Genomic DNA, 4398 nt, shown 5'->3' on the forward strand with positions numbered 1-4398 from the left:
CATCCGTGGTCTCTTCATCGGGCAGGATCTCAAACGATCCCAGCTTTCGACCTTCTGCCCAACCTTGATCACCCATGATAATCGTCGGTTGAAGGTCTTCCGGGGTCTGTCCATCGACCCACGCCTGCAGGGCATCTTCAAGCGAAGACCGTGCAAGCTCTTCATCGAGGACGTAGGTGCGGCCCGACTGGCCGCATCCGACGGCGGCACAGACAAGCAGCACCCATCCGAGGCCCCCATATTTGTTTAGTCGCTGTCTCATGAATTTCAATCCGTCTCGAAAGGTCTACGATTGTCACCTTGTAAAGAAAGTGATCTGCCAGGACGGAAATCCTGACTGTCAGTCATCGTCAGGAAACTGGAGCGTGGTTCGTAATCGCAAAGAGCCTGATGCTGCGGGGACGCTCGTTAAGCGGGATCAATCGATCGCAGGGCAGAGGTAATCGCGTGTTTACCCAGCAGCAGGAGGTTCTAGAACTCTCCCAGATTCTCGCCGCCGTTGATGCTTCCCAGTGCTCGCCATGTTTGAAGGGCGAGGTTTTCGCTCACAAACTTGACTGAGCCATCGCAGAGCAGCAAATGAACTCCGCCCGTGTGTTGACTGTTTGCTGTCGTGGCAATTCGGCCTGGGGGGAACATGCATGAACGTCCATTCGGCTGCAGTACGTGGTTGTACTGGTTCGTCGAGTGATACTGCTGAATCCAGGGGCCGCCGACGTTCGAATATCCTTGCCGCGCCAGATCCTGCACGTTGACGGCGTTACAGTCCTGAAGGGCTTCGTCTGGCGTGGTGGGATAGGTTCCGGGCTGAAAGGTATCCGTCTTGGGGCTCGCCACAGCATTGCTGCCGTCCCCGGTCAGTTTTTCCGACATGGCGGCAGTGTTGCTCAATCCGTCCGTAATGTCCGAAAAACGGAACATGCGATTGTGGAAAACGATCCCGTTTGACGGGGGTTGTCCAGTTGCTCCCGAAGAGTACATCACGATTCCCGAGCCAGCATTCCAGTAGTAGTTGTTTCGTCCACCGATCGACGCAGGCAGCGGAGTCGGGTCTGACGGGCAGCGGAATACTGGGACTTCCTTGCTTCGCGCGACGGCATTGTTGGGATGATCATAGGGGACATTGAAGTCAATCATGTTGTAGAGATTGACTTGCTCAAAGTAAGGCAGGAGTCGTGCGTGAGCCGAAACCGGGTTGACCGCACCATTGACGTCCGCAATGGGGAGACAGCCAAACGTGTCATGATAGTTGTGAATTGCCAGTCCCAACTGCTTGAGGTTGTTCTTGCATTGGGTGCGTCGGGCGGCTTCGCGCGCCTGCTGGACAGCGGGCAGGAGCAAGGCAATCAATACGGCAATGATGGCAATCACCACCAGCAGTTCGATCAGTGTAAATCCGTGGCGACGGAGAAACGACTTTTTCATGTTGAAACCTTTGTAGTGAAACAAAAAGACAAGCAGGTTGAAAAAAGCAACGGAAATAACAACGGAAGGCAACTCACGTCGTGCGGAGTGCGAGCAAGCCTTCGCTACCCATCACCCTCAGGTGGCCAGATATAGCGGTTTCGCGATGAGGCCCATGGGGACCGACCTGCCCATCCGGCAGATCGGCTTCCCCGGTCACATGACAACGATGCACGAGGGTCGCTCTGTCTTGGTCCTTATTCAGGCGCAAGAGAGCGGCAGCAGTCTCGACTTCAGCCCAGGGCTCGTTCGAGCGGAATCGCCTTTACGGTTTCCGGATGCGAGGTTCCCATCCTTAGTCCGCAGGCGAGGACCACGTCGATCGAAAAGCAGATTCTCAGCGAGTGAAGTCTCGGAAATCGACGACCGGATTGGATCCCTCAAGCGATGACGTTCGCTGGCAGTCCTGAGAAGCAGAACTTCATGCCGCTTGCAACGCTATGCTCTGAGGGGGGCGGTATCCAATCGCTGGCTGCGCAAGGGGAATACCGCTTGCCGCGAGCCATTTCGTGCACCTGTCAGATTAGTTGCAGGGGGGGCGAAAGATCGAACACTCACGTGAAGTGAGCTTCGCAGAAGAGAGAGGAAAAATCGGTGCGGACCACTCCACCAGCATGGCTGGTTCGCTCGTCAGCAGGGCTGCCGTTTCGGACTGCCGCTCGATCAAGCTGGTGGGCACCGAGGGCGCTGCAGGGATTGGGGTGCTGCGACATCGAGGTCCGTGACAGGGTGTCCTGGGATCTGACGGCATCGGAGCTTCCGACCGAAGTCCTTCGTCGGAGAGCATGAGCTGCAGCATCAGTTGGTCGTGCGATTCGGGCCCGCGGTGCAGGTAATCACCGCATGATGCAATCGCGGTGCTGGTGGAAGCCTGAATGAACAGAAGCACGATGAGCAGCCCGAACGAACAGCGGACGATACGCTGGACGGATCGTCCAGAATCATCGTTGCCCGTTGTTGCTCTGCCGCACATGGTATTCGTCTTCACTTCGTCGTCGTGTGAGTCCAACTTCTGCGCATTAGACACAAGGGCTAAAACGCCTGTGTGTCATGGCGTGCATGCCTGCGCATCATTGATTGGGAATCAGGGCTCGGTTGACGCTGTCTTTGTGAAAGGTTGTCTCGAACCTACTTCGTTTTTTCCTGGTTCGCAAGTCCGAATCGATTTGGTTAACGGAATCGCATGGGAACAGTGACGATCCTTCGAGTTCGCTTTTCTGCTAACCCGAGACTTACCTGGCATACGACAAAGTCGGTCGACCTGATGGGTCCCATGTCGAGATCGCCACCCGGAGGCCGGTTGTGTAAAGTTGTGTCTGCGAATAACGGCGATCTGCCGACGCTAAAGCAATGAAATGGGTTTCGAATTAAACCGGGGTCTTATTCGGGATGAACGTTTTTCTCTTCGATATCGACGGAACGTTGATTGATGCGGGTGGGGCAGGGCAGGCGGCAATGGAACAGTCGCTGGCGGAAGAATTCGGTGCTGCGGGACCGGTGTCGGGGATTCCGACGGCTGGAAGAACCGATCGCGCTATCGCCATGGATCTGTTCAAGTTCCATGGGATTGACGTTAATGACGATCACTGGGATCGCTATCTGAAGTCGTATTTTCGGCTACTGCCGAATTCACTGAAGACGCGGCCGGGAACAATTCTGCCCGGCGTTCCCGAACTGCTGCAATCGCTGAGTACTCGCGACAATCTGCATTTAGGGTTGCTCACGGGGAATTTTGCTGAGGGGGCGAAGCTCAAGCTGGCCCACTATGGTTTGTCGCACCATTTCTCGGTCGGCGGGTACGGCGACCTGCATCTGGATCGTGACGACGTCGCACGAACGGCGTGGCAACTGGTGCAGTCTCGACATCCGCATGTCGAACCCGATCGAGTCTGGGTGATCGGTGATACCCCCTCGGACATCCGGTGTGCTCGAGCGATAGGTGCGAAAGTCCTGGCGGTGGCGACAGGGATCTTCTCCGTCGACGAACTGGAGCCTCATCAACCGGACTTGCTGCTGGACGATCTGAGAGACGTCACCCGATGGCTCGCGGCAGCGGGGCTGAATTAGCTGGCCCCGCCTCAAAGTTGCTTCCGTTGGAGGGTCTGGCAGGTTCACCCGGGCGGAGTTCTTGTCCTGCTCGAACCCGACGCCCCGTTCGTCCCCATCCGGGGTTGAGACCAGCATTCCCTGGGTCTCTTTGCGGGACTTCCGGCGTCAGATTTAATCTGCGCCGGTTTACCTGCTCAGCCTGCCATCAACTGCTGCTCCAGCGTTTGCACCAGTTCGCCCACTGACCAGCTCTGGGCAGCGACTTTGATCTTCTCGTTCTGTTCCAGCCATTGTTTGACCTTTCGTTCGGCCGACATGACTGTACTGTGGTTTCGTCCGCCAAAATGCTGACCGATCTCGGCATAGGCGGAAGGGGTATGCTTGCGAGCCAGGAACATCGCGAGCATACGAGGCTGGCTGAGGGTACGGACTCGACTCATGGACTGCAGGTCCTTCGGCTTGACCCCAAACAGGCTGCAGACGACTCGCTCAATGTCGGTGACTCGGATGAGCCGCAGACAGTCACGTTCCAGATCCGCCAGGATTTCCCGAGCGGAAGCGAGCGTGACCGTCTTGTGAATCATCGTGTAGTACGTCTGAAGGCAGTTGAGTGCCCCTTCGAGTTCCCGCACGTTGGACTGGAATCGCTGAGCAATGTACTGCAACGCTTCCGGAGAGATGCTCCCCTTCATCCGTGTTGCTTTGGCGTTGACGATCTTCACCCGCGTCGCGAGGTCAGGCGCTTCCAGACGGCAGACGAGACCTGATTGAAAACGCGAGACCAGCTCGTCGCTCAATTTGTTCAGCAGTCGGGGGTGTCGAGTTCCGCTCAGAACGATCGGGCGTCCATGATCGGTAAGGTCGGTAATGGTATGCAGGAACTCT

4 protein-coding genes are annotated in these 4398 nt (G+C 56.6%); 1 reads left to right on the top strand and 3 read right to left on the bottom strand.

The window, feature by feature from the left end; translation table 11 throughout:
- Window positions 1-262: hypothetical protein (locus VGE80_RS04705; RefSeq protein WP_440591849.1), on the bottom strand; the 262-nt coding region annotated here is incomplete at its 3' end.
- Window positions 263-471: 209 nt separating this feature from the next.
- Window positions 472-1425, bottom strand: a complete 954-nt coding sequence (locus tag VGE80_RS04710) for a DUF1559 family PulG-like putative transporter (RefSeq protein WP_397568851.1) — start codon at window positions 1423-1425, stop codon at window positions 472-474.
- 1428 nt (window positions 1426-2853) lie between these two features.
- Here VGE80_RS04710 and VGE80_RS04715 point away from each other — a divergent pair.
- Window positions 2854-3531 carry an HAD family hydrolase gene (locus VGE80_RS04715; RefSeq protein WP_373653548.1) on the top strand — a complete coding sequence of 226 codons (678 nt, stop codon included), beginning with the start codon at window positions 2854-2856 and terminating at the stop codon, window positions 3529-3531.
- A 176-nt stretch (window positions 3532-3707) separates the two neighbouring features.
- Here the strand turns inward: VGE80_RS04715 and VGE80_RS04720 are convergent.
- On the bottom strand, window positions 3708-4398 hold a 691-nt coding region (locus tag VGE80_RS04720), incomplete at its 5' end, for a helix-turn-helix domain-containing protein (protein ID WP_440591850.1).

The sequence above is a fragment of the Schlesneria sp. genome, assembly GCF_036405755.1.
GTDB lineage: Bacteria > Planctomycetota > Planctomycetia > Planctomycetales > Planctomycetaceae > Schlesneria > Schlesneria sphaerica.

What these genes read in the sequence shown, in the direction of transcription:
- VGE80_RS04710 (WP_397568851.1), bottom strand. Translation starts at nt 1,425, where the DNA reads ATGAAAAAGTCGTTTCTCCGTCGCCACGGATTTACACTGATCGAACTG.
- VGE80_RS04715 (WP_373653548.1), top strand. Translation starts at nt 2,854, where the DNA reads ATGAACGTTTTTCTCTTCGATATCGACGGAACGTTGATTGATGCGGGT.